A 24,241-nucleotide genomic window follows, 5' to 3' on the forward strand; every position below is an offset into this window, starting at 1 on the left:
ATGGAAAGGTGCTTGTGTAGTTATGGATAATTGTCCCATTCACTTGGGAGAAGAAGTGAAAAAAGCGATCGAAAAAAGGGGCAAAATTAATATACTTATCTCCATATTCACCCGATTTCTCACCAATTGAGAATCTCTGGTCAAAGCTTAAAATTATTCTCCGTTCTATCAAGACTACTAATTATCAAGAATTAGCCAAAGCCATAGAGTGGGCGTTCAGTCAAGTTACATCATCAGATATTTTTAACTGGTTTACACACTGCTGTTATTGTACCTCATCTTTCTGAGAAAGGCTATACTAAATCAATCATTAATAAATTCACCTTCACAGATAATCGAGTCTCTGTTCTCCAAATCTTCTTGATTCCAGACCGCGTTTAATGCTGCGGAACTTAAGGAAGTTGACATCGTATTTAAGGTTGTATTGTAGTATTCTACAGCATTATTAAGTTCTACCTGTGGCGCTTCCTTAAAGTACGAATTAATATCAGGCGTGCACCGCTGGGCCTGGTAGTATACATAAGCTTCCGCATTAATGCACATTACGTGGTAAAAATCCTTATTTGCTGCCGTCACATCTCCAAGTTTATACAGTGCTAAACCTCGGTTGAGATAAGCTTTAACATAGTTCGGATCGAGTTCTACTGCTTTGTCAAAGTCTTCAATTGCAAGCTGCATTTGTTTTAATTTATAGCGAACGCAACCTCTGTTATAATAGGCATAAACATTTTGTGGATCGATGGCGAGTGCAATGTTGTAATCGGCCATCGCCTGCGTATTGTCTCCTAATTGGTGGTAACAGAGACCTCGATTTATGTAAGCTTTGATATATTTAGGATTCAACCGCAGCGTTTCATTAAAGTTTTCTGTTGCTGCCTCTTTTTCTCCCAAAAGGTAGTAAGCGCGCCCCCGGTTGTAATAGGTTTTATAATTGTTGGAATTGATAGATAGAGCTCGATTGTAGTCTTCTATTGCTTCTTCGTAATTTCCTAAATTAGCAAGTACAAGTCCCCGGTTGTTGTAGATAGCGTGGCTGTTAGGCTTATTTGCTAAAGCGCAGTTGAGATCTTCAATCGCTTTTTCGTGTTCTCCGAGATGACGCCAAGCATTGCCTCGATTCAAGTAAGCCTCGAACAAATTAGGATTGATATCTAAGGCTTGGCTGAGGTCGGCGATCGCTTTTTGGTACTCTTTCATGTAATAGTAAACCAAGCCGCGATTGTTATAGGCTTTGGCATCGGCGGGATTGAGTTGCAGTATCTGATCGAAGTCCTCAAGCGCCGCTTCATAGTTTCCTTTCTTGGCGCTGTGCAAACCGCGCTTGTAAAATTGTTTGAGGTTCATAGGTCAACTTTCAAGAGTGCTTGATTCTGGGGGTTGATTCCTGTGGAGTCAGTTTTGAGTTCGACAGCCGTCCATCTGTTGAAAGAGCATCCACCTGCGGTTAGATTAACTCTTAAATGATTCCCGGCAATCTACCGTAAACAGGATTTTTGGTTTATTTTAACAGTAGTTAAATCCTGTTGAAAGGCTCTGCACGTCGGCTGGATTTACTTATTAGTCAGTTCGATTGTTTACCCGATCGACTTAATCTCAAAAGTCTAGTTTTACTTGGTGCTCTGTGTCTCTTGATGCAGCGGCGATCGGCTCGATCGGCAAATTAAGTTTGAGACTGCTACTCAGTATAAATTGTTACCAGCCGTCCTACCGAGTAAACTCTATATTTTTTTGACAAACTTAGTCTCAGTATTTGTGGCCGTACGTCTCTACAAACTTTTGTTGCCTAATTACCAATTACCGATTGATTTCCTCTTCCACATAAACTCTCAATTTCTCCAAATCGGGAAGTTCAATCAATTCTTGTTCCTTTTCCTTAACCGACACAGGCATCATCACCGGTTTACGCTGCTCGATCCAGCAACTCGCCAGCGGTAAAGTTTGTTCCAAATCTTCCAAAGGCCTCGGAATTACCATCACCGCGTTCAACTCGCCAATTCGCTCAGCTTCGTACATCCCGGCTTCTACGGCTACTGCTACATCTGCAACTGCACCGCGAATAATTGCCGTGCACAAGCCGGCGCCAATTTTCTCGTAAGCTGCCAAGTGTACGTCTGCAGATTTGAGCATAGCATCGCAAGCACCGACCATTGCCGGAAATCCCCGGGTTTCGAGCAAACCGATCGCCTGATTGCTAAGCCGAGAATAACTGCCTTTTTCCGAAAGTTCAGTCAGCCGAAAGCCGATTGGCAAAACCACTTCCAAATTAGCCAAAGGTCTAGCAATCACCAACTTAGAAACAAACTGCCCGAACTGTTCGGCAGTTTGAGCTCCAGCTTCCACAGCCAAACGCACATCCGAAATTCTGCCCCGGACGATCGCGGTACAGTGACCGGAACCAATTTTTTCGTATCCTACTAAAATCACTCCTGCCGACTTCAGCATCATGTCAGCAGTCCCCACAATTGCCGGAAAACTCTTGGTGGATACCAAACCCAAAGCAGTGTCTTTGAAGTATTCCTGGCGCTGCGATCGCTCTTCGTGACTGTTACGATCTGTTTGTCCGTCCATCTTCTATTACCCTTAGAAACTTCCCAAAATAAAAATTTGTTGATAGTTTATAGTTTCTCAGATGAGAAGACAGACTGCACGAGCTACAAGACACAGATTGCTACGGCAAGGCCTGACAAATTGCTGAGCTACCAATAATATGAGATTACCTATTTATATTTGATCTTTCTGCCTTCAGCATAGCTGCCTTTTGCCGAAATGACGGCTACCCGGAACCGCCCGATAGAGTTTGGCCGTTTTCCTCCGATCGATTAAAAGCTTGTCGGTGCGGAAACAGTGTCCCCAACAGCCGATTGATGTGAGCTTGACCGTAGAGAATAGTCGGTGTTTCCCCTGGTTGGGGCGGATCTGCGGCGGTGGATTCCGGCGGGTCTGGGGCCGTCTCCGGCGCAGTTTGAGGCGGTGTTTCGGGGGGTCGTGGCGGCTCGATCGGCTCGATCGGTCGATCAACTGGTGGCGTAGTGGCTTCGGGGGTTTCTGGTGATGTTGGCGCTGCTGTTGGCGCTGTTGCGGTTGCTTCTGGGGTGACTTGGCGGCTGGTATCTCCCATTAGAGAACCTGCTGGCATAATTTGCATTTTGTCAATACAAGGATTGATTAGGGTGGTCGCGGCGCCAATACAGGCATTTTCCCCGATCGTTCCCGCACCTACCACCAGCACTCCTGCACCAAGAATAACGCCCGCTGCGATTTCCAGAGTACCTTCACGGGCGTGAAGGATAACTCCCATACCGATACAGGCACCGGCGGCGATCAAGATCCGGCTTCCGGGATCTGCTTGCAGGATTGCTCCAGGGGCGATCGCCGCACCCTCATTCACAACTACATCGCCACTCATCAAAATCTGAGAGTTGCTACTTAATTGCAGTGGCGATAAATACATTCAACTTCACCATGAAAGGAGCGATTTTTTTAGATCAAAGGACTTTAAATTATGGGTTTTTTCGACTAATAAATTTAACCATGTCAATCTAAGAAGCGATAATTTACTAATACTGAGAAGATTGATGCTTTAACGTTTTCTAGAAAGTTGCAGAAGATTCTAGATTTTGACCAACCCTTCTCAATCGAGCTTTTTAACTATCTCAAATCCAACTTCTATCCGCTGGGATTTCTCCCGTGGGCACCTGTGCGAGGGCTTAACGGGAGAAATAAGCTAATTACCAGGCAAATTAAGGTCGTTGGATAATTTCTTCGAGTACCCGGCGCTTCGCCTTGGAGTCGATACCCAGCAAACGGACGTACTCGCCACTGTGTTCTTTGAGACAGCTTTCGAGGGCAGAAATCACTTCGGATTCGCGGTTGGATGCGATCGGGGCGCAACTGCTCCAAGAACCGGTGCGGAAGCGGCGCGCGTCGGCGTGTTCCGTGCCAATTTTGTAGCCTTGGGAAAGCAGGTTGCGGACTTGGTTGATCGTCTTGCCGGTCAAACTTCCGCTGCTGGCCGAACCAGTCGAAGCTGCTTTGTATCCCGATGTTGCTGCCGGCTTAGCCGATTGAGCAACCGGGCCGTCTGGACGCTGAATAAGTTCTTCAACCACGCGCCGCTTAGCTTTCGGGTCAATCCCGATCAAGCGCACGTATTCGCCCGGGTACTCGTTCATCACAGCTTCCAAAGCGGCGATCGCCTCAGATTCGTTTCTCACTTGCAGCGAAGCCCCGCTTTGCCAAGAACTGGTGCGGAAGCGGCGCGCGTCGGCGTGTTCCGTGCCAATTTTGTAGCCTTGAGCTAGCAAGCCGCGAACCTGAGCCACTGTTTCGGCACTCAATTTTCCGCTTGACACGGAACCGCTATTGTGGTTAGAAGCTTGTGCAACTTTACCGTTAAATTGGTGAGTTTTCGCGCCGTTAGAACCGTTAGAGCCGTTGTCTCCCGGTCTTTGGACGATTTCTTCTAGTACGCGGCGCTTGGCTTTGGTGTCAATCCCAATCAAGCGGACGTATTCTCCTTGGTGCTCGGCCATGCAAGCTGACAAAGCCGCGATCACTTCTGAGTCACGGGTTGAGGAAATCGGGCCACAAGTACGCCAAGAACCGGTCCGGAAGCGGCGTGCGTCGGCGTGTTCTGCTCCCACGCTATATCCTTGAGCTAGTAAATTACGGATGCTATCGGCAAGAGTTGAACTCAATTGGGTGCCGGCATGGGTAGAATATTTGGTTTGAGTCATATTTGGGTTTTTAGTTTGCTCGTTGCGAATTGGTGCTAGACAGGCGATGTTCTCAGCGCAGCGATAACCCGTTCTCAGAGCGTCATTGATGCCGATGACATGGGTCGCAAATTGAATGTCAGAATCTTGAACGTCAGGCAAGCGATCTGCTTGCTTCTGATTAGTGATGATGGCTCCCGAAGGTACGTACTTACCGGGGGGAATCTCCACATCTTTAATTAGTACGTGCATCATGACAATGCAGCCGTTGCCCACTCTGGCATTGAACACCGTGGAGCGAAAGCCGATAAAGCAGTTGTCGCCCACGTAGGCCGGGCCGTGAATTAAACTCATGTGAGTGAGGGAAGTATTTTTCCCCACCCACACAGAATAAGACTTGTCGTCGTCTCCTGTGACTCGGCCTTGTTCTAGGCCGTGAATCACTACTCCGTCTTGAATGTTGCTTCCTTGTCCGATATAAAAAGGAGTACCTTCATCGGCGCGGATAGATGTCCCGGGGGCAATCATCACATTAGAACCGATCTGCACATCCCCAATAATGTTAGAAAAGGAATGTACGAAGGCGGTGTCGTGAATTTTAGGCTCAGCCAAGTTTTTCGACCAAGGCGTCGGGGGAGCCGCAACGTTGCGGACTGCCATAAATTAAGTTCTCCTAAACTGAAAAATCTTTTTGTTAGTTGTTAGTTGTTAGTTGTTCACTGTTAGCTGTTCACTGTTAGCTGTTAGCTGTTAGCTGTTAGCTGTTCACTGTTCAATGTCAACTGCCAACTATCAACTGCCAACTGCCAACTGCCAACGGTTGCAACTAGCCGTACGGGTCGTCTTTTTTACTGTAAATGAGGCGGTTTTCTACATTGACAGTATCTATAATGCCTACTACTAGAGCATCGATCGGACGGTTTTCGCTTCCGGGCGCGATCCGGGCTGCGCTGCCTCGGGTCACTAAAACCCATTCATCTATACCAGCGCCCACACAGTCAGCGGCTACCTCATAGCCGGGAACTGGCGAACCTTCCTCATCGATGAATTGCAGCAGTAGAAATTTCGATCCTCTCAGTGTCGGCTCTTTTTGGGTACTGACAACTGTGCCGAGAACTTTGGCCATTTGCATTTTAGGTAATAGGTAATAGGTAATTGGTAATTGTCATTTTTTCACTTAGTCACTTGTCGTTTTTAGATTTGCTTTCTTCTGTCTGCTCTGCGTCTTTTAGAGTTCTTCGTCTAGTAACTAATGACTCGCCAGAAACGGGTAAAATTCCCCACTTAAGTGGACGATCTCGAAATTTTAGACTAAGAGTTCAAGCTCCCCAATTCAATGCGAGAGTCAATCTAAAATCTAAAATCTAAAATCTAAAATCTAAAATCGACGGACTCATGACTCATGACTAATAACCAATATCCCATGCCCACCTCAATTAAAAATTAAAAATGCTAAATCAAAAACATCGCGATTTTTAATTTTTAATTACCAAACGCCCCTAACAGCCGTGAAGCGAAGCTATCCCGTAGGGAATCGCCTATCTTATGATCTGTTGAGAGGGCGAATGCCGCTGACGCCTTCACGGAACTGTTCTACAGCTTCGGTGTAGCGAATCGGCAACACGTACTCTAAGTTTTCGTGAGGGCGGGCGATAATGTGGGTGGACATCACTTGTCCGCCGTTAACGCGCTTCACTGACTCTACTCCGGCTGCGACAGAAGCTTGCACTTCCGAGACATCTCCTCTTACAATGACCGTAACCCGAGCGCTACCGATTTTTTCGTAGCCTACCAAGGTGACGCGGGCTGCTTTGACCATCGCGTCAGCGGCTTCTACCACTGCGGGGAAGCCTAGGGTTTCGATCATGCCAACTGCAATTGCCATTGGTTTTACTCCTGATTGAATATTTGGGGAACTAAACAGTTAATTTTTGACGATCGCACAAATTTTCTTTTAAGAAAACTTTTGTGCGCTAAGAACTTAGTAGCCTCGGAACTGTTCTACTGCTTCTGTATATCGAATCGGCAGAACGTATTCTAGGTTTTCGTGGGGGCGAGCGATGATGTGGGTAGAGACGACTTCTCCGCCGTTCACACGCTTGACGGATTCCACTCCTGCTGCGACTGAGGCTTGGACTTCCGACACGTTGCCGCGCACAATTACGGTGACGCGGGCGCTGCCAATTTTTTCATAGCCCACGAGGGTAACGCGGGCAGCTTTGACCATAGCATCGGCAGCTTCCACAACAGCGGGAAAACCTTTTGTCTCAATCATTCCCACGGCAATTGACATTTTTGAATCTCCTTTGAGGATGAGCGAAATTACCGTTACAAATCTTTGAGAAATCTAAAAATTTGGACGGGGAGGCCCACATTATTTAGTAATGCAGTGTAAAGCTTCCTATCCTATAAGAATAGGGGAAGGTGTCCACCTTGACAATATAAACTAACATCATAATGTTTAATAACAAAAATTAAAATTTTTTATGTTACTTAAAATAATTTCATATTTATTTAATAATCTTAATATTTAGAGGGATAGATACCGAGAGCGAGGGGGGATTAAAGTAAGTAAGAATACTCATCAAGTAGAGTTCGGTATGCGAAGCCGGAGCTGATCGCTGGCGGGAAACTAGGGGATTTCAAAATGGGGATCGCAGGGAAATCGGCAAAAAAGGCAGTCTTGGCCCATCGGCAGGCATTTTTTTCTTTGACTGCCTCCTCTGCTCAGCCTATAATTTTGTGTTGAGATAATTATCAGTTTTGATGCTTTCATGTATAGTTAATCTGGACTGCAAATTATTTTGCCACAACTATACGATCGGGTTTAGTCAAAGTTTTAGGGCCTCGCGCGATCGCCCGCGACTGTTTTTGTATAAAGGCAGCTCGTAATTTGAAGTTTAAGGGATAAATTAAATGACTCAATTTCTCCTCCAAGCCTGTTGGTGGGTACCTTTATATGGCTTAATAGGCGCAATTTTAACTTTGCCGTGGTCTACCGGCACCATTCGCAGAACAGGGCCAAGACCTGCAGCTTACTTCAATTTGCTGATGACGGTGGTGGCTTTCATACACGGATCAGTTATTTTTACAGCGACTTGGGATCAACCGCCTCAACAGTTGCTCGTGCACTGGGTGCAAGCAGCCGATTTAGATTTGTCTTTTGCAATAGAAATCTCCACCGTCAGCGTCGGAGCAATGGAGTTAGTTAGTGTTCTGAGTTTGCTAGCACAAATTTACGCTCTAGGCTACATGGAAAAAGACTGGGCCCTAGCTCGATTTTTTGGGCTGATGGGTTTTTTTGAAGCGGCAATTAGCGGCATTGCCATTAGCGACTCGCTGCTTCTAACTTACGCTTTGTTGGAAGTGCTGACGCTTTCAACTTACTTGCTAGTCGGGTTTTGGTACGCTCAACCGCTGGTAGTAACAGCCGCTAGAGATGCGTTTTTAACCAAGCGTGTAGGAGACGTTCCCCTGCTGATGGGAGTAGTGACGCTTTCCACTTTAGCGGGAAGTTTGAATTTTTCCGATTTAGAAAGATGGGCGGAAACTGCAACCTTGTCTCCCATAGTGGCGACTCTTTTAGGTTTGGCTTTAATCGCCGCACCTACAGCCAAGTGCGCTCAATTTCCCTTCCATTTGTGGCTCGACGAGGCGATGGAAGGGCCCAACCCGGCTTCGATTATGCGGAATACGGTAGTTGTGGGCGCTGGGGCTTATGTTTTGATTAAACTTCAGCCTGTTTTAGCGCTGTCGCCCGTGACGGGTGGGGTGCTGGTGGTTTTGGGTGCGGTGACGGCTGTTGGGGCTTCCTTGGTGGCGATCGCCCAAATCGACATCAAAAGAGCACTATCGCATTCTACCAGCGCTTCTATGGGTTTGGTGTTTATCGCTGTGGGGCTAAATCAAGTTGACATTGCTTTGCTGTTGCTGTTCGCCCACTCGATCGCGAAGGGCCTATTATTCATGAGCGTAGGGTCAATTATTACCACAACTAACACTCAAGATTTAACAGAAATGGGTGGGTTGTGGTCGAAGATGCCTGCCACGACTACGGCTTATTTAGTAGGCGCTGCGGGGATGGTAGCGTTGTTGCCTTTGGGCAACTTTTGGGCGATGCGACGCTGGCTCAACGGTTTTTGGACTGTGCCTTTGTGGCTGGTAATAGTGCTGCTTGTAGTTAACGGTTTGACAGCGCTAAATTTAACTCGCATATTCGGTTTAGTGTTTGCTGGAAAACCGCAGCCGAAAACTCGCAGAGCTCCCGAAGTTGGTTGGCAGATGGCTTTGCCGATGGTAATTTTGACGGTGATGGGGCTGTTGGTGCCTTGGATGTTGCAGCGGTGGCAACTGTTAATTAGTTGGACTGGGCCTTGGGCGGAAACGGGAGATTTTGATGCTTTAAATTTGCTTTTGAAGACGCTGGATACGCCGCTGTTGTTGTTATCTGGGTTGATTGGCGTTGCGGTTGGGGTGGCGATTTATTGGTACGGGGTATTACCTCGACCGGTACGGCTGCCGGTGCCGGCGGTGCAGGATTTGTTCGCTTACGATTTTTATATCGATCGAGTTTACCGCTTGACTGTCGTTTGGGCTGTGGCTTTTATTTCTAAAATCAGCGCTTGGACTGATAGGTATGTGGTGGATGGGGCGGTGAATTTGTTCGGTTTTGCCACAATTTTCAGCGGTGAAGGGTTGAAGTACAGCGGCACCGGTCAGTCGCAGTTTTATGTGTTGACTATTGTGGGGGGGGTTGCGGTGTTGCTGGGGTTGATTATTTGGCAGTTTTAAACAGCAGAGGTTGGCAGATGAATTTTTCGGGTTTGTCTGCTTTTTGTCTGATGTTATTTAATTTTAAACCGCAGATGAACGCAGATGATTTTATTCTGGGTTTGTCTGCTTTTTTATCTACTTTTATTCAAACTCGATCGGCCACAATTCGGTCACTGGAACTTCCCAACCGGGCAAAAGTTCGGGAATTGAAATCATGTCTCCGTCTCTCAATACCACTGGCTGGGCTGTCGGACTGTAAATTGTTACTGTGCGCTTGTCTGGGTCGATTAATATTCCTAGTTTTGCTCCGAGTTCGATAAAAGATAAAATTTTTTCTTGCAGGGGTTTTAGGCGATCGGACTGAGATTTTATTTCTACAACTAAGTCGGGAACGAGTGCGGCAAAATACCTTTTACTTTGCTTGAGGCGATCGGCTACCACAAACGAAACATCGGGAGCTCTAAGATCGGAATTGGGGAGGATAAACCCGCCACTAGATTCAAATACCCGTCCGAGTTTGCGGGGTTTGACCCAGTTTAGTAAAACTCTGCCAAACTCTGCCCCAATTTCGCTCGATACAATGTCTGATGGGCCCATAACGATAATCTTCCCGTCTACCAGTTCTAATTGGTAGTCTAGATGTGCTTCCGAGAGTATACTTTGCAGTTGTTCCAAGTCGGCAACGGTGAGGCGGGTGGAAGGAGAACCAGATTTAATTTGCAAATCTTCTCGATCTGTAAGAGTTGAGGTCATAGGAGGATTCCAGAGACATTTGAATCTATGTTAACAAGAAAATCAGCCGATCGCTTTTTTATTCAGTTGCTTTGCGTTAATGTTAAATATATAGCAATCCTTGCAGGAGTCTTAATTTTTTTACCCCACCCCAACCCTCCCCGATGCCTTGGGGAGGGAGTAAGAAATTCACAAATGATTTAGGATTGCTATAGCTCTAAATACTGTGTAACAAAGGAAAGTTTTAATTGATGCTCAGTGCTTTAATCTGGATACCAATGTTGGCCGCTGCCCTGATTGGGCTCTGGCCTGGTTCAGTGAGTTCTAAAATAGTTCGGAATGTCGCGATCGCCATTGCGGGTATAACTTTTATTCTTTCGGTGATTTTGGCAGTTCAGTTTGATGCCAGTACCAGTCAGTTGCAGTTTGCGGAATTCATTCCTTGGATAGATGTTTTGGGATTGAATTACAATCTCGGTGTTGATGGTTTGGCTCTGCCTTTGGTAATTTTAAATACTCTGCTGACAGGGGTAGCTATTTACGCTACGGATGAGTCGATCCGCAGACCTCGACTTTATTATTCTTTGATTCTGTTAATTACTGGCGGCGTAACAGGGGCTTTTTTATCTCAAAATTTGCTGCTATTTTTCCTGTTTTTTGAGGTAGAATTGATTCCGCTTTACCTGTTAATTGCGATTTGGGGAGGCGAGCGCCGGGGTTATGCTGCTACTAAGTTTTTAATCTATACTGCATTTTCGGGAATTGTGCTGCTGGCTGCTTTCTTGGGCACTGGTTGGCTTAGCGGTGCTTCGAGTTTCGATTTGGTTGGTGCAGCGGGCGCATCGCATTTGCAAGGAGGATTGCCCTTGCCTTTGGTAAGGCAAATTGTTTTGCTGGCAGGGGTGTTGCTGGCTTTTGGCATTAAGATGCCTTTGGTGCCTTTTCATACTTGGCTGCCGGATGCTCACGTAGAAGCTTCGACCCCGGTTTCGGTGTTGCTGGCGGGGGTGCTTTTGAAGCTGGGAACTTATGGGATGCTGCGCTTTGGTTTAGGTTTGTTTCCAGATGCGTGGGCGGTGGCGGCGCCGACTTTGGCGAGTTGGGCGGTGGTGAGTGTGCTTTACGGGGCGAGTTGCGCGATCGCCCAAAAAGATATGAAAAAAATTGTAGCGTATAGTTCGATCGCTCACATGGGCTACATTTTGTTAGCTAGCGCCGCAGCTACTCCGATTAGTCTGCTGGGAACTGTTTTACAAATGGTTAGCCACGGCTTAATTTCGGCGCTACTATTCTTAACCGTCGGCATTGTGTACAAAAAATCTGGCACTCGCAACATCGATGTTCTCAAAGGTTTGTTCAATCCCGATCGCGGTTTGCCGATGATTGGCAGTTTAATGATCCTCGGCGTGATGGCAAGTGCGGGGATTCCGGGTTTGGCTGGATTTATTGCTGAATTTTTGATATTTCGGGGCAGTTTGCCAGTGTTTCCGGTGCAAACTTTTCTCTGCATGATCGGCACTGGTTTAACTTCAGTTTACTTTTTAATTATGGTCAACCGCGCCTTTTTCGGCCGCCTTTCGGATGTGGTGGTAAATTTGCCACAAGTCCGCTGGCGCGATCGCATTCCTTCGCTGGTTTTAGCAATAATTATTGCAATCATGGGAGTGCAGCCGGGAGTTTTAGTTGCTTTGAGCGAAAAAACTGCGATCGGAATGGTAGCTAATGTGCCACCGCAAGTTAAAGTGATTGCTCAAAACTTGAAATAAAATATGACCTAGGTTCGTAGTGAGGAATGCAAGTCCTCTGTTAACAGCTTTTAGTCCATAGGTTCGTAGTGAGGAGTGCAAGTCCTCTGTTAACAGCTTTTAGCCCATCATTAAAGGACTTGCATTCCTTACTACAAACCTATTTCTTCGTTCTTCCTTCTATTCAGGCTTAATTAAAATGACAAGTACCGTATTAAAACCATCTTCCCATCCCCTCTCCGCATACATTGATATCTTGGAATCAGGCAAAGCTTTACTGCCTGAATCTACGGAAAATGTGGTTGAAGTTGTCGGCGTTCTGAAAAGTTATGCTATTGTTTTAGATGCCTATTCTCGCAATCTCAATTATATTGCCGAAGAACAGTTTTTAGTGCTTTTTCCGTTTTTTAAATATTTTAACGGAGAGGTGACGCTGCCCAAATTAAGGCGCTATTTGTGGCACGATCGCATAAATTTTGAGTATGCTGAGTATTGCATGAGAACAATGCTTTGGCACGGCGGCGGGGGTTTGGACAGTTATTTGGATTCCCCGGAATTTAGCAGTTTGGCCGAAAAGGCGATCGCTGCTAAACTGAAAGGCAATTTTTTCATGCAGGGACTCAACAAAGCATTTCCTGATTTTTTGCCGGAACAAGTGCGGATGCTGGCTTACTACACCGGTCTCGGTCAGTTTTGGCGGGTAATGAGCGATTTGTTTATGGACTTATCTGATTCCTACGATCGAGGGGAAACTAAGTCTATTTCTGATGTAGTTGATTTTGTCAAAGCCGGTTTAGTCGCCGGGGCCAGCCTACCGATTACCTACAGCGTCAAGATTCACGGTCAAGTCTACGATATCATTCCGGCATCGGCTAACTTGACATTTTTACCAGATGTAGCCGTGCCTTATGTAGAGGCTGTTTTCTTTCGGGGTACAGCTTTTTTTGGCACAGTTTCCTACAACGCTCAAGCTCATCAAATCCCGGAAAAACAAAAAGATTTTGCCTACGGGGCTTTGTTTGCTGACCCTTTACCTATTGGAGGTGCAGGGATTCCGCCAACTCAATTGATGCAAGATATGCGTCATTATTTGCCGGAGTATTTGCACGAAGTTTATCGCACTAGCTGTCGTGGTGAAGACGATGTGCGGGTGCAAATTTGCCAAAGTTTTCAGAAGTCGATGTTTTGCGTGACGACGGCGACTATTTTGGGTTTAGCACCTCATCCCATGAATACCTCCGACCCAGAGGAAAAAAAGGCTAATCGAGCTTATTTGGAAGGTTGGATGGATCGATTTGGGAATTCTCGCTTGGATTGGGCAAATCAGCCAACTAACCGGGCTTGTCAGTTGTTCCCCGAACGGTAGAAGGGCGACTGGTTTTTAGGGCGCAATGTCTCTCGGAGTTGCAAGAATATTACCTGAAGAAAGCAATTGCTTACTTTTGGATACCGAAAGCTCATCCGGGCGATCGCAATCATCTCACGTCCCGTAAAATAGCCGTTATCAGGCAAGTAGTGAAAACTTCAGCCCACAGACTTTTATGAGGACTGAAGTCCTCACTACCAAACAATTGTATAGTCATTTTAGCCCACCTAATATGACAATCAACCATCCAGGATACAAGCCCCCGGATTCATTCCAACGCGCAGACTCAGGACCCAGAAATAAAAAACCTGTATCCGAGGAAACTTGCCCCCGAATTTATCCGTGGAGTCAATCTAAAATCTAAAATCTAAAATCTAAAATCGATTGACCTGATAAACTGTTTGTTTTCGACTCATTCTGATTGCTTTCATAAGAGATATATCCGCTAATGCTTAGACTGGTAAGGACCGGATAAAGCACTTCTTATTTCCGAACTATTTAGATTCGGACGAGAAGACTCAGGCCGTGAGAGTCCGTGCCACAAGTTCCCAGCAAACCATAAGTTTCTGCTAATTCTTTGACTAAAGCGGTTTGTTTGGGACTCGGTTTCCAAGGATTGGGATTACCGTAAGCATAGTAGGTTTCTACACCGTCAATGCCGAAACGGGCTGCTTCTGGGATTAGTTGATCGGCAGTCGATCGATACCTGCAAGGATGTGCGAGAACGGCTAAACCTCCTGCTTCATGAATAGCTTCAATTACCCTGGCTGCTGAATAAAAATAAGTGCCTTCAGTGCTTTTACCTCGCAAGTAAGGTTTGAGACTGGGATGTTGCGGATCGAAGGCATAACCGAGAATGTGTACCTCATTGTTAAGCAATTCGGCATTAATTTCAGCGCCTGTCCAGAGACTAGGTGCTTCGCTATTTTTGTCGGGATGGTTTAATTTCCAATTATCCAGCCAAATTTGAGCTTTAACGTAGCCTTGGGTGCTGTGGTGGTCGGTGATAGCTAAGCCTTTGAGACCTCCGGCTATGGCTTGTTCCATCAATTTCTCTGGCTGCAATCGCCCGTCGGAGTAGACTGTGTGCATATGAAAATTATAGGAACCCGGACAGCTATCGGCCTCAATTGTCTGAAAGACTTGTTTGAGTGCTGAGATATTCTGGGCTTCTGGTTTGAGACTAGAACTTGTTGGGGCAGCGAGATTGACAGCCATAAGCGTTATTATAAAAAAAACTAACCTTGTTTAATATATCTAATAAATTGATATGTTGCACCTGTGGCAATAGTCTGCTGTGGGATTGAAATATCTGGCGGATTGTTGCGTTCGGCACAAGATATCAATTCACTCGCACATCTTGCACAATTCTTTATCCAGAATTTTATTGTCGGGTGGGGGTCGGTTTATGAGATTATTGATTTCAGGCAATTTATAGTTGCTAAAACTCGCCTCTACAGGTTTGGGGAGAATGCCGCCAGATATCAATTTACTCGCACCTATTGCATCATTCTCAGCAACAGGCTTTCCGGCCTGTTCCACAAAGAGTAAATTTTATTGTGGAGTGGGCAGGATGCCCACGCTTAAAAGGTTTGTGGAAAATGCCACAAGATATAGCAATCCTCGCATCATTTGTGAATTTCTTACTCCCTCCCCTTGATCAGGGGAGGGTTGGGGTGGGGTAAAAAGTTTACAACTCCTGCAAGGATTGCTATATCACTTCAATCGCACTTTAAACCTGCGGCTGCGGCTGTGGAAAATTCGATCGGCACAAATGTAACTCCAAACTGTTCTCTCGAACACGGTACAATATGCGCCACTCGTTTAGGAGGGTTTTTCCGATTTCCAGTCTTCGAGTCAAACTCAATTATACCGGAGGCTCCTTCGGCTTTAAAGTTTGGATCGGCTAAGGTTTTTTGCATTCCTTGGCGGCTAGGTTCTGGCTGCATTTCGAGGGCTTTAATCAGCGTCCGGGCGGCATCGTAGGTTAAAGCCGATCGAGTATTGACCGGGCCTCCCCACAATTTTTCAGCGTTTTGCGGAAATTTTTTGTCAAAACTTATTAACGGATGCCAAAACACAGATATGCCCAGTTTTTCAACAGACTTTAGCTCTTTTGCTACTTCTAACGTTCTCGGCTCGTACAGAGTCCAGGGCCCGACAATCCAATTGCGATCGCCATTAGCTTTAATCATTGCGATCGCATTTTCCAGAGAATTAGTGACTTGACCGTCGGGAATGACAAGTAAGGCTGTTTTTCCGGCTTTCTCAACTTCTGTGATTGCTGCTTCGGCGTCTAAATTATTTTTAGATAAATCGTAATAATTCCTAAGTCTAAAAGTCGAGCCTCCTTTGGCTTCAAATTGCTCTTTGAATTCTTCCCACAAAGAAGCGCTAAACGGACTGTTGGGATTGTAAAATACTGCGGCTTTTTTCTCGCCGACCAAGAGCAGTTGATTTACTAAAGCTTCAGCTTCTATTCTAGTTGTCGGAGCCGTCCGAAAGAAAAATTTTCGAGGTTTTCTCGTCAGTTCTTCTGTTGTGCTTCCTGGAGAAATGGCGATTAGTTGATTTCGATTGTAAATATCTACGGTTTCTACAGTCATGTCGCTGGTGTAGTGGCCGATAACTGCTAGAATATCGGGCTGAGCGACCAGATAATTAGCCCTTTGAATCGCGTAGGATTTGATATTGCCATCATCAGCAATGATGACTTTGAGACCTTTTCCTTTAATAGCTTTTGGTTGGAGAAAGCCTTGACCGGGAAAATTTTTATTGTTCTCATTTGCAGCCAGAAGACCTAAATTAACTTCGGTTTGAGCTTGAGCAATGCCACGAAGCAGTTCTTCTGCTAAATTTGCGTTGAGGATGCTGCCGTCCTGATTTCTGCGAATGGGAACAACAATTGCGATCGTGTAATATTCTGCATTTATTGCCTTCAGCAGAGCATTGTTGATGTAAATTAAAGTTTCTGGATCTCTGCGGTCTTCCCGCCAGGACTGTTTGAGCAATTTTAAAGCTTCGGGATAATTTGAGTCGGAAAACTCATTAATTCCCCTTTGTTTTGACCACAGGGCGGATGTCTGCACTAGGAGTTTTTCGCCGGAACTTACACCATCTGCGGAGGGTTTAGGCAACGTTGGTTGCGAGGAAATTCTGGGGATTAGCGGGGAAATTCTGGGGATTAAAAGTACGATCGCCCCAAAAGCCACAATTCCCGCAACGCCTAACAGCAGCCAGCGAAAGCGCGATCGCAACTTCCGCGAAGTTTTGGGTAACGGGGGCCCTGCGACGATCAAATTCAAGTCTTGCAAAACTTCCTCAACAGACTGGTAGCGGTCTTGGAAGTGGAAGCGCACCATTTTGGTTAAAATATTTGTGAGACCATCGCTAACCGGTTCAGATGTTAAATAATCCCAGATAATTTCACAATTTTCGGGGTCTTGTGGCAGATTGGTGGGACGCCGCCCGGTGAGGGATTGAATCGCGATAATTCCTACTGCATAAATATCATTATAGGGTTGCGGGACAGACTGCGGATTGTATTGTTCGGCAGGCATATAACCCCTGGTGCCGATCGCCTGCGATGTGAATATTTCACCGGTAGAGTTAGCGGTAAAAGTGCCGATTTCTTTGACCGCCCCAAAATCAATTAAAACAATTGTTTGATCTGTTTTGCGCCGAATTAAGTTAGAAGGTGTAATATCGCGGTGAATAATATTTTCTTGGTGGACTGATTTTAGTGTTTCCAGAACTTCCCGCAACAAAACAACAGTTTGTTGCTCATTCCACCGATCGCCCGCAGTGAGTTCTTGACTAAGCGGATGTCCTTCAATATATTCTTGAACTAAGTAAAAATAATCGTTTTCTTCAAAGCTATCGAATAATTCGGGAATGCGCGAGTTTTTGCCGAGACCGCGCAAAGCGCTAGCCTCTCTTTCAAATCGCTTCCTTGCCCTCTCCAAGACGCGCGGATCGTTCGATAGGGGAAAAGGAATTTCCTTAACAACGCACAGAGGATTATTAGGTTTGTTTATTTGTACAGCCGTGTAGGTTCTAGCAAACCCTCCCTCTCCCAACAAAGCGAGAATTTCGTACCTTTCATGTAGGATATGCCCTAAGTTGACACACATAAATCTTCCAACACCTCTTGACAGGCTGCGGCCTTTAATGTTGATTATAAGCTTTTTTGTTGCCCAATACAGCTTGGCAACATATCAAATTCATCTGTGTCTATATCAAAAACACTATAACTCTCAGCAATTGGCAATTCTACATTAGTGAAGAGCGATCGCTAATTATCAATTATCTTTCTGCTAACTTACTGAGTACAAAAGCAGCTAAAAATCCGCAGACAGTAATTAGTCCAGCAAAATCGTGAGTTTCCTCGAATGCTTCGGGAATCATAGTATCTGAGATCATTGCTAAAATACCCCCTGCTGCTACGGCGGTAGTAGCGGCTATTACTTCCGCAGAAAAGCCACTGAAAACCGTATATCCTAACAATGCTGCAATACCGGAAATAACTGCGATCGCGCCCCAAACTCCAAAAATGTAACCCATCGATCTCCCTGCTTTTTTCATGCCGGCGGCGCTAGAGAGTCCTTCGGGAATGTTGGAGAGGAAAATTGCCGCTACTGTCACCCAACTAACAGCGCCTCCAGAAATCATGCTGACACCAACGACGATCGACTCCGGTATCCCGTCTAACAGCGCGCCGAGGGCGATGGCTAATCCGCCATCGCCTGACTCTGTTTTAGCTGGGTGCAAAGCGCCCGATCGCTTGCGGTGTTTTGCTCCCTGTTGACTCAAAAACCAATTGGCGGCTGTGTAGACAGCAGCACCACCCAAAAAGCCGATCGCCGTCGAGTCGAAACCGCCGCGCTTGTAAGCTTCATCCATCAGTTCAAAGGATAGCGCTGAAATCAGCACACCAGCGCCAAAAGCCATAATTGTCGCGATCGCGCGCTGGGGAATGCTCACAAAGTAACCCACCGCCGCTCCCAGTAGCAGCGCCGACCCCCCCAGTAAACCCCAAAATCCTGCCTGCAACCACACTGGAAACATCAGCTCTACCTCAGAGGAAAATTTTTTATGCACGCCTAAAAATTAATTATATATACGACTTACGGATGGGCGCCAGAAACCGGGTTTTTCACCTAATCTGCTAAGTACATTCCTCATAGTTATAGTCGCTAGTGTTCCCCTCAACATTAACTTTTTTACCCCAGGATGCGATTGACTCGAAACCAGCGATAGCCGCAGGCTTCTAACGGAAGAGATGGCTAATTTTTTTAACTAGCATTATTCAATCAATAATAACGATATTTGCTCCTAATCGCCGTCTCCGCTGACGGATATCCTGGCCCAAGAATTAGATCAGTAAACCAACCAATCGTTGCTGCAATTATGTGAGAAACCACCCGGCTTTTGACTTCGTTTGTGCTGTGTTGGATGTCTAGATTAATTAAGAATGAACTGGCAGCAAGGGATGCGAATAATAAACGTCGATAACTCAGAAATTTGGCTAAAGTTAAGACTGTTAATACCGTCGCAGTTGGTAGCAGCGATCGGAAAAATTATCCCGGTAATCTTAAACTGCGTCTGAAAGAACGATTGGCTCCTTCAAATAGTTTTAACCTCGAACGTTTGGGCTGCCTTTGATTCCTCTACAAAGCCAATAAAAGAGCCGTGTAAATTCCAGCACCAAGGACAAATGCCCAAAACCGACTTTCTCGTTCTTCTGGCAATTCTTCTTTGAGGACGTTGAGAACAATTCCTCCGGCTAAAAAAGCAAATAAAACTGCGATCGCAGTTTTTCCAATCTCAGTAGCGCTACCCAACACCCACCCCACAATAATAGCTGCTGCTAGTATCCAGCGTCCGATGCGGTCATAAATATGCTTGTGATGTTGCCGCAAACCAGAGTCGTTCACTGCAAAGTGCAGGGCCATTGCACAAGAAAACAACAGCAGATTGGTAAGGCCCGGTTCTTCCCGATGCAGCAGCAGATAGCCAATCAGAGCGTTGTAAATTGAAAAAGAGCCAATGTGCAACCAAAAAACACCAAGACTGGTCACATCCTCTTTGCCACGCTGACGAGATAAATTTGCAATTCGTTCCAAGCCGTAAAATACAGTCAATCCTAACAAAGCTATTAAATAAACGTGGTGTTCTAGATAAGAAATAACTCCTGCGTCTACTTGCTCTAATACCGCTTGGTGCAGATTTAATTCCGGTAAAATATGCACAAAAACATAAGCTACCGAAACCCCACTCGCCGCTGAAAGCCAGCCACTGCGAGGAATAGAAGCAAATCGCAACTTGCCGAAAAATAAATGTGTCAGCGCTAAACCAATGGCAATCAGCGCGGTTAAAGCTAAAGTATTAGTAGCCGATCGTAAAGCTGTTGTTATTACCATAATTCTGCTCTACTAAATTAATCCTGGCTTAAAGCTTTAATGACTTGGTGATACCGCTCTTGCACATCTTTCCGATCTTGCTCCTGAGAGATTTGTTCGCGGCTACTATTTAAAATCATCTCCGCCTGACGGCGTAAAGCTTCTCGTTGTTGGGAATTGCGGGTGTAAGTGGCGATGCAAGCTATAGCTTCCAATAAGCGAATTGTTACCGCCACATCTGATTTACTGTACTGGCGAATTTGGTTAAAGGCAGCATCCACTAACCCTTCAAAGGTCACTCCTTCAACAATCACGCGCAAATTCTGTTCATCGTCGTAGCGATAGGGGGAGGGAAAATCCCTTTGAGCGAGGCGGGATAATCCGGCGCTGAGTCGATCAATACACCGAATTGCAGTAAACGGATCGTTGATACCAGGAGAAATCGCACGCAAGGCAATTTCAACTAACTGATCGATGGGAAATTCTACATCTTGATATTCAGTCCGTTCTTTGCCCAGAATAAAAGCATCGTTAATCTGTTGTTTCAGGCTTTGATTCACCTGTTTTTCCGGGGAAACCATCGCTACATCGCTGCCCTTGACGATAAACTTTCCCGGTCGAGTTGTAAGACTTACAAGCAGATTGTACTGACGGGCAATTTTCATTAATTCCTTGTCATCGATTGCTTGCAAATAACCCTCGCCCGTGGCTTTAATTGGACTTGCTTCTGAGTCAAAATTTGCAGGAATTGCTCCCAATTGTCGCGAGTTGTTCACTTTACCTTCTCCGATTTTTTCGGGAAACAGACGATCTAGAGCTTTGTCTAAATCTCCACTAACCTGAGTAATTACATGAGACGCTTGAATAATGGTTGATGCGTGATGGATAAAGTAAATCAGTACGCCGATACTGGCAATTGCCAATCCGGTACCAACTGTAACCGAGAGTTGGGGTACAAAGAGACTGTATCCTTCTCCTTCTGCATGAATGGTTCGCAGTACGAGCAAACAGTAAATAAACGTGCCAATGAAAGTGCCAAGCACGATCTGATTGCCCGTATCCTGCATAAAATTACGCAGCAATCGGGGCCCAAAATTTGAGCTCGCCAACTGAAGCGCCACAATAGTAATGGAAAAAGCTGTAGCAACAACGCTGACCATTGAACCGGCAACCGATGAAAGAACCGATCGCGCACCATCGGTTCCACCCGTGTAAATCCACCTCCAGTTTGGTATATTACCAGTGCGGTCAAGTGCCAGCATGGCGATCGCTAAAATTATCGACCCCAGCGCCATCAACGTTGGGATAAACCAGTAGCTAGAGTGCAGCGAGTCCCAAAGTTTGCTTAACTTGACATTTTTCATGAGTTGGGGTGGGGTTAAGATTATCCGTTGCCGTTGCCGTCTTGTTGCGATCGCTGTTCAATTAGTTGTCGCAGAGAACCGCTGATGCTGCGGGGTTTGGGAACTTCGCGATTACCAGCGGGCCATCCTTCGCGTTGACGTTTGCGATCGCCATCTGTCTCTTCTGTTTGGTCGTGAAACAAAATTTGCTGCGTAGGAAAGGGCAAGTCGATGCCATTAGCAGTCAGCTTTTCCTTAATCGCAGAAAGTACCTTGTCCCGCGATCGCAGATCGTCCATTCGTCGCGGCGGAGCAATCCACCATCGAGCGCGGATATTGACGGTACTTCCTGCAAGTTCCATCAGCAACACGTCAGGAGCAGGGTCATTCAAAACCTCTTCCACACTGTGCAGGGCTTCCATCATTAACTGCTTGGCTCGCTGAATATCATCGCCGTAGCCGATACCAACGTCGTATTGCATCCGGCGTTTCTCAAAGGCGGTATTCACAGTAACAGAATTGGTGAACAATTCCGCATTGGGAATTACAATCCGGCGACCATCATAGGTTCGGATTGTTGTAGCGCGAGTTTCAATATTTTCTACCGTTCCCTCAAAGCTTTTAAACACAATCTGGTCATCGATTTGGAACGGTTCCGTCAAAAGAATTAGGATACCAGCTAGGAAGTTTTGTAAGATATCGCGAAAGGCAAAACCAATCGCTACCCCGCTAATTCCCAGCAGTTGCACCAAATCGCCTGCTCTAAATGTGGGAATTACAATCGACAAGGCAATAAACAGACCAACCAGAACAGTAATACCCTGCGCTAACCTTCCCAACACGAGTCCCAAATTCCGGGATTGGCGGTGGTTGCGGGTAAGCTGCCTGACCGCTCTCTTAATTGACCTGCCAACAAAGAAAAAGATTGCAAAAACAATTAACGCTAGTACCATATTAGGCAGCAGGATAATGAAGCCATTGATCATGCTCTGAATCTTGTCCCAGACTCCGGATATTTCTGCTGTCATAAAACTTCCTCTTGCATCATATCGATTCCGGTTGCACCGGAATGCTTGTTGACTGTTGACTGTTGACTGTGAGTCAAAAAAATGAAAATTGCGCGAATTATTTGTTGGCAGCTTGATTCGACTTTACGCCCGACTCCGGAAGCGCGGATTTGATATCATTCCGGCGCAGGTCGGAATTGATCTCAGTCGTTATTGATAGTATTAAAATTAGCCCTGTCAAACTCTATCTTAATGCTGGAGATTACTGTAACGTGAGGCTAATTTAGGACTTACACAGCAACAGTAAATATTGGGGAGGATTCGTTAAACAGAAAGCTAACGCACCAACAATTTTTTTCAAGTGGAGATCGAAGCCACATCTTGACCGTTGAGTTTTTGTGCGATCGCATCCAGTACCCTCTGTTCTGCTTCGGAAACCTCTCCGCGACTTTCGGCAATGCGACGGCATTGAGCTAATAGCGGTACTGCAAAGTCCGGGTTAAGTTGCTCTAACAATGCACCCAATGGTTTGGGGGACTTGATGTTAGCAGCAATCCTTTGGAGAGAATCGGCATTTAATTGCAATGCCTTCAATTCTGGCAGAATATCTTCCCAGTTTTTGTTGGGATAACTTGCCAAAATCATGTGAACCATAATTTGATCCATCCCTGCTTGCTGCGCGATCGCAACATCAAGATATTTCTCGCTTTGTTGCTGAATCGCTTGCAGCGTTTCGGTTCCAGGTTCTTCAGTATCTTCCCTCACTTTGGCTTCGTAAAACTGGCGCGCCGCATATCCCAGCGCATACAGCATCGTCGCATTGGTACTCGCACCAATCATCGCGCCAGCCAGCGGTACATTGCGTAAAAAGCCCAAACCAGCTCTCATGGCGTTGCTACCGCCTAGCGCTAACCCAAAAATTGCCAAAACCTCGCCTTTTCGGGCTGGCTGTTGCAAATCCATCCCATAAGCGGCGGCAATTTCATAAACCATTTCGGTTTGAATCGCAGTAGTTGCGGCTAAATCGATCGCCAGCAGTGCAGCCGCGACACCGGGTAAAATGCTGCTAGCAAATCCAACACCACCGGCGTGAATTGCTTTTTCCACCATAATGCGATGGGCAATTTCGCTGGGATATTCATTGGGATACTTTTGTTGGAGTTCCTTGACTTGAGCTTCCGCTTTGGCTAAGTCGATGCGATCGCTGACTCCAACTAACCAATCAAGCCTGAGTACCCCTGCTACTTGTTTAACAAAGGGAAGATTACCAACATAAGTCACCGCATCTCCGGTTCCTTGCGTCGCTTGTCCAATCAATCGATAAGTTTGTTTAGCAGCAGCTTCCCCCCAATCAACTGCTGTGTCAACAACCGCTTTACCTGTATTCAGTGCAGATTCTGTTGTCTCGGCAATGAAATTTAACAAACCAGGTTTTTGCTGTGAATTAGTTTCTTTTTTTGGGTTTGATTGGTCATCCATCACTGTTTTTTCAATTAACTACAATACGCCAGATTTTCTGCTTGGACGTAGCCTCTCAGAGGCACTGTAATCGGCACCCAACCATCTGTTCCTATACTTTCAATCGTCACTCTTCGTCCACTCGCGACGACTCCAACCCTTTCCCCATCAGTGGAAGGTGCTTGATGTACATTAATTCCTCTGGCTGCTGCAACTTGGCGGCAGTTAGTAGGAGGCGGGGCGGTTGCGGCTTCACACATTCCGAGAAAACCACCATATACGTAGCCTTGTAGCGGGGCTGTAATTGGTACCCAGCCATTCTCACCAAGACTTTGAATCGTCACATTTCGTGCGGAACCGATGATACCAACCGCTTCGCTGTTAGCCGTCGGTTGTCGCCGAACATTAAGACCATTCCTCGCAATAACCTGGCGACAGCTATCCGGTACTTGCGCTAGTAAAGATTCACCTTGAATCTGCATTTTATTTGTATCAGCGGCGAAGGAGGGAGCAACTAAAACCGTTGCCGTTAACAAGCTCGAACTTGTTAACCTTATATATTTTTGCCAGATCCTCTGCTCTTGCATCGCTTTATCTCCTTTTAAATCTCTATGCCAAAACCTTAGAAAAGGTTTTTAGCTTGTTCATCTTCTCCAAGAAAGGATGAATCATCATCACAATGGTATAAAATCTTTCGACTC

The 24,241-nt window shown here is 46.0% G+C and carries 19 protein-coding genes and 1 pseudogene; 4 read left to right on the top strand and 16 right to left on the bottom strand.

Features of this window, described 5'->3' with window-relative positions:
- Nucleotides 1–287, top strand: a pseudogene (locus Q5691_RS19605) (transposase); the annotation flags it as partial.
- Nucleotides 288–303: 16 nt separating this feature from the next.
- Here the strand turns inward: Q5691_RS19605 and Q5691_RS19610 are convergent.
- From Q5691_RS19610 to Q5691_RS19640, 7 genes are all read right to left on the bottom strand, one after another.
- Nucleotides 304–1,344: a tetratricopeptide repeat protein gene (locus tag Q5691_RS19610; RefSeq protein ID WP_333312214.1), complete on the bottom strand. Its 1,041-nt coding sequence runs from the start codon at nt 1,342–1,344 to the stop codon at nt 304–306.
- A 450-nt stretch (nt 1,345–1,794) separates the two neighbouring features.
- Nucleotides 1,795–2,568 carry a BMC domain-containing protein gene (locus Q5691_RS19615; RefSeq protein ID WP_333101844.1) on the bottom strand — a complete coding sequence of 258 codons (774 nt, stop codon included), beginning with the start codon at nt 2,566–2,568 and terminating at the stop codon, nt 1,795–1,797.
- A 205-nt stretch (nt 2,569–2,773) separates the two neighbouring features.
- Entirely contained in the window at nt 2,774–3,451 is a 678-nt protein-coding gene (locus Q5691_RS19620) for a carbon dioxide concentrating mechanism protein (RefSeq protein ID WP_333216105.1), read from the bottom strand.
- A 289-nt stretch (nt 3,452–3,740) separates the two neighbouring features.
- Nucleotides 3,741–5,375, bottom strand: a complete 1,635-nt coding sequence (locus tag Q5691_RS19625) for a ribulose bisphosphate carboxylase small subunit (RefSeq protein ID WP_333346465.1) — start codon at nt 5,373–5,375, stop codon at nt 3,741–3,743.
- Nucleotides 5,376–5,541: 166 nt separating this feature from the next.
- Nucleotides 5,542–5,847, bottom strand: coding sequence for a EutN/CcmL family microcompartment protein (locus Q5691_RS19630; RefSeq protein ID WP_006635057.1), 306 nt, complete (start codon nt 5,845–5,847; stop codon nt 5,542–5,544).
- 411 nt (nt 5,848–6,258) lie between these two features.
- Nucleotides 6,259–6,600: a carbon dioxide-concentrating mechanism protein CcmK gene (locus Q5691_RS19635; RefSeq protein WP_006635058.1), complete on the bottom strand. Its 342-nt coding sequence runs from the start codon at nt 6,598–6,600 to the stop codon at nt 6,259–6,261.
- A gap of 96 nt (nt 6,601–6,696) precedes the next feature.
- On the bottom strand, nt 6,697–7,008 hold the full coding sequence (locus Q5691_RS19640) for a carbon dioxide-concentrating mechanism protein CcmK (RefSeq protein WP_006635059.1): 312 nt from the start codon (nt 7,006–7,008) through the stop codon (nt 6,697–6,699).
- 623 nt (nt 7,009–7,631) lie between these two features.
- Here Q5691_RS19640 and Q5691_RS19645 point away from each other — a divergent pair.
- Nucleotides 7,632–9,506, top strand: coding sequence for an NAD(P)H-quinone oxidoreductase subunit F (locus Q5691_RS19645; RefSeq protein ID WP_333216108.1), 1,875 nt, complete (start codon nt 7,632–7,634; stop codon nt 9,504–9,506).
- A gap of 123 nt (nt 9,507–9,629) precedes the next feature.
- On the opposite strand, the gene Q5691_RS19650 is transcribed toward Q5691_RS19645, so the two are convergent.
- Complete coding sequence (locus tag Q5691_RS19650) at nt 9,630–10,241, bottom strand: Uma2 family endonuclease (protein ID WP_333271767.1); 612 nt, start codon at nt 10,239–10,241, stop codon at nt 9,630–9,632.
- Between the two features lie 230 nt (nt 10,242–10,471).
- On the opposite strand from Q5691_RS19650, the gene Q5691_RS19655 reads away from it, so the two are divergent.
- Together Q5691_RS19655 and Q5691_RS19660 are read left to right on the top strand one after the other, a co-directional pair.
- The gene (locus Q5691_RS19655; RefSeq protein WP_333216112.1) at nt 10,472–11,986 is read left to right on the top strand and encodes an NADH-quinone oxidoreductase subunit M; all 1,515 of its coding nucleotides are present in this window, start codon (nt 10,472–10,474) and stop codon (nt 11,984–11,986) included.
- 178 nt (nt 11,987–12,164) lie between these two features.
- Complete coding sequence (locus tag Q5691_RS19660; protein ID WP_333216113.1) at nt 12,165–13,331, top strand: CO2 hydration protein; 1,167 nt, start codon at nt 12,165–12,167, stop codon at nt 13,329–13,331.
- A 498-nt stretch (nt 13,332–13,829) separates the two neighbouring features.
- Here the strand turns inward: Q5691_RS19660 and Q5691_RS19665 are convergent, their stop codons facing one another.
- From Q5691_RS19665 to Q5691_RS19700, 8 genes are all read right to left on the bottom strand, one after another.
- Complete coding sequence (locus Q5691_RS19665; RefSeq protein WP_333216116.1) at nt 13,830–14,549, bottom strand: PHP domain-containing protein; 720 nt, start codon at nt 14,547–14,549, stop codon at nt 13,830–13,832.
- A gap of 503 nt (nt 14,550–15,052) precedes the next feature.
- Nucleotides 15,053–17,464, bottom strand: a complete 2,412-nt coding sequence (locus tag Q5691_RS19670; RefSeq protein WP_333213254.1) for a bifunctional serine/threonine-protein kinase/ABC transporter substrate-binding protein — start codon at nt 17,462–17,464, stop codon at nt 15,053–15,055.
- 172 nt (nt 17,465–17,636) lie between these two features.
- Nucleotides 17,637–18,398 carry a ZIP family zinc transporter gene (locus tag Q5691_RS19675; protein WP_333085227.1) on the bottom strand — a complete coding sequence of 254 codons (762 nt, stop codon included), beginning with the start codon at nt 18,396–18,398 and terminating at the stop codon, nt 17,637–17,639.
- A 602-nt stretch (nt 18,399–19,000) separates the two neighbouring features.
- Nucleotides 19,001–19,753 (bottom strand): hypothetical protein, encoded by a 753-nt coding sequence (locus Q5691_RS19680; protein WP_333213255.1) that lies wholly within the window; start codon nt 19,751–19,753, stop codon nt 19,001–19,003.
- Between the two features lie 17 nt (nt 19,754–19,770).
- Complete coding sequence (locus Q5691_RS19685) at nt 19,771–21,096, bottom strand: DUF2254 domain-containing protein (protein WP_333213256.1); 1,326 nt, start codon at nt 21,094–21,096, stop codon at nt 19,771–19,773.
- Nucleotides 21,097–21,116: 20 nt separating this feature from the next.
- Nucleotides 21,117–22,103 (bottom strand): mechanosensitive ion channel family protein, encoded by a 987-nt coding sequence (locus Q5691_RS19690; protein ID WP_333346471.1) that lies wholly within the window; start codon nt 22,101–22,103, stop codon nt 21,117–21,119.
- A gap of 336 nt (nt 22,104–22,439) precedes the next feature.
- Nucleotides 22,440–23,561 carry a hypothetical protein gene (locus Q5691_RS19695; RefSeq protein WP_333346474.1) on the bottom strand — a complete coding sequence of 374 codons (1,122 nt, stop codon included), beginning with the start codon at nt 23,559–23,561 and terminating at the stop codon, nt 22,440–22,442.
- A 14-nt stretch (nt 23,562–23,575) separates the two neighbouring features.
- Complete coding sequence (locus Q5691_RS19700) at nt 23,576–24,127, bottom strand: SH3 domain-containing protein (RefSeq protein ID WP_333346477.1); 552 nt, start codon at nt 24,125–24,127, stop codon at nt 23,576–23,578.
- Nucleotides 24,128–24,241 lie beyond the last annotated feature (114 nt).

Source organism: Microcoleus sp. w1-18aA5, from assembly GCF_036701705.1.
Classification (GTDB): domain Bacteria; phylum Cyanobacteriota; class Cyanobacteriia; order Cyanobacteriales; family Microcoleaceae; genus Microcoleus.